This is a genomic window from Streptococcus sp. 210928-DFI.4.42, assembly GCF_020554365.1.
Taxonomy (GTDB): domain Bacteria; phylum Bacillota; class Bacilli; order Lactobacillales; family Streptococcaceae; genus Streptococcus; species Streptococcus parasanguinis_S.
This window is the reverse complement of sequence record NZ_JAJCHF010000048.1, coordinates 1-1,689: the sequence shown is the minus strand read 5'-3', so window position 1 is coordinate 1,689 and position 1,689 is coordinate 1. Positions and strand designations below refer to the sequence as shown.

The following is a 1,689-nucleotide window of genomic DNA, read 5'->3' as shown; positions in this document are numbered from 1 at the left end:
TTGTTACTTCAATAATCCTGTATTCTGGGACAGCCGTAGACTTACTTATTATCCTAATGTTATTTTTTGCCAAAAGAAAAAGCAGAAAGGACATCATTAACATCTATTTAGGACAATTTCTAGGCTCTGTTAGTCTAATATTCCTAAGTTTGCTTTTTGCATTTGTCTTGAATTATATTCCTAGTAAAGAGATTTTAGGTTTACTCGGTTTGATTCCAATTTTCCTAGGCCTCAAAGTTTTGCTTTTAGGAGATTCTGATGGAGAAGCTATTGCAAAAGATGGTTTGCGAAAAGACAATAAAAACCTGATTTTTCTAGTCGCTATGATTACTTTTGCAAGTTGTGGCGCTGACAATATTGGTGTCTTTGTCCCATATTTTACCACCTTAAATTTAGCGAATTTGATAGTGACTTTACTTACTTTTCTAGTCATGATTTATCTCTTGGTTTTTTCTGCCCAAAAATTAGCACAAGTCCCTTCTGTTGGAGAAACTTTGGAAAAATATAGCAGATGGTTTATTGCCGTTGTCTATTTAGGATTGGGGATGTATATCCTGATTGAAAACAACAGCTTTGACATGCTATGGGCTGTGTTAGGCTAGGAGAAAAAATTATGAAAAAAGATAGTATCTGTCAAGTGGATGTTATAAATCAACAAAATGTTACAACCGCAACGAACTACCTTGAAAAGGAAAAAGTCCAAAAATCACTTCGCATTTTATCAAAATTTACCGATAATAAACAGATAAATATCATCTTTTATCTCCTTGCCGTCGAAGAACTCTGTGTCTGCGATATAGCCTGTTTACTAAATCTCAGTATGGCATCTGCCTCTCACCATCTTCGTAAACTAGCCAATCAAAACATCTTGGATACTAGAAGAGAGGGGAAAATTATATATTATTTTATAAAAGATGAGGAAATCAGAGATTTTTTTAATCAACTAGGATAACAACTATTTTTACTACTTTTCCATGATTATATATAGGACTTATCTATGAAATTTTTTGATGAAAATTACTCACAAGAAAGACCTGCTCGTAGCAAATGTTTAAGAAAAAAGTATAATTTAAAGCAAAGCGACCTAGGTAATGCAGGTCAAGTTAGCCAAGTTGAAAAGGGAGGAATTTGAAAGGATTTGTATCTTTTATTTTTTGTTTCATTTATGTCCTATGCTACTGGAATAGTTAGTAGTCATTTCATGAATCATACGGCACAGCTCTTTTATGGACTGATCGTTATTGTTTCAACGGTAGCAAACTGGTTTTTACATAAAGTAATTGATAAACCCAATATAGATCAGAAAGAATTACTTGAAGCTAACGCACAATATAGAAAGTTATTGATACCTGACCTAATAATTAAAGGAGTGGGATTGATTCTATCCTTAATTCTCTATCCTCCGATTATGATGTATAGTGTTTTGATTGCGGCATTTTACATCATAACTTTAAAAACACTATCTGAAAAAAGAGTGAATAACTAAAAAATGGTGACCAAAGTTAGGTGTATTATTTTAATGCTTACAGACCTAAACTATTCCCCTATTAAAACAATATTGATTCAAATTTTATGAAATGAATAAGTAGATTTCGTTCAGAAAATCCTTGATATTACGCTGTTTTTAGTCCAACTGAAATCCATACTTTCCAAACCAGGTCTTAAGAAAGCTCGTAAAGCATCACAATT

General features: G+C 32.4%; 4 protein-coding genes. All 4 read left to right on the top strand.

The features are described from left to right. Positions 1 to 602, top strand: a 602-nt coding sequence (locus LIZ08_RS10175; RefSeq protein ID WP_065427779.1) for a CadD family cadmium resistance transporter, incomplete at its 5' end; no start/stop codon positions are given. 11 nt (positions 603 to 613) lie between these two features. Then, positions 614 to 952 carry a Cd(II)/Zn(II)-sensing metalloregulatory transcriptional regulator CadX gene (gene cadX / locus LIZ08_RS10170; RefSeq protein WP_000711078.1) on the top strand — a complete coding sequence of 113 codons (339 nt, stop codon included), beginning with the start codon at positions 614 to 616 and terminating at the stop codon, positions 950 to 952. Between the two features lie 45 nt (positions 953 to 997). Continuing rightward, positions 998 to 1,132 carry a hypothetical protein gene (locus tag LIZ08_RS10405; RefSeq protein WP_003004655.1) on the top strand — a complete coding sequence of 45 codons (135 nt, stop codon included), beginning with the start codon at positions 998 to 1,000 and terminating at the stop codon, positions 1,130 to 1,132. A gap of 33 nt (positions 1,133 to 1,165) precedes the next feature. After that, positions 1,166 to 1,486, top strand: coding sequence for a hypothetical protein (locus tag LIZ08_RS10165; protein WP_070506104.1), 321 nt, complete (start codon positions 1,166 to 1,168; stop codon positions 1,484 to 1,486). The last annotated feature ends 203 nt before the right edge of the window (positions 1,487 to 1,689 follow it).

Coding starts and splice junctions, on each gene's coding strand:
- LIZ08_RS10165 (WP_070506104.1), top strand. CDS start 1,166: ATGTCCTATGCTACTGGAATAGTTAGTAGTCATTTCATGAATCATACG.
- LIZ08_RS10405 (WP_003004655.1), top strand. CDS start 998: ATGAAATTTTTTGATGAAAATTACTCACAAGAAAGACCTGCTCGTAGC.
- cadX (WP_000711078.1), top strand. CDS start 614: ATGAAAAAAGATAGTATCTGTCAAGTGGATGTTATAAATCAACAAAAT.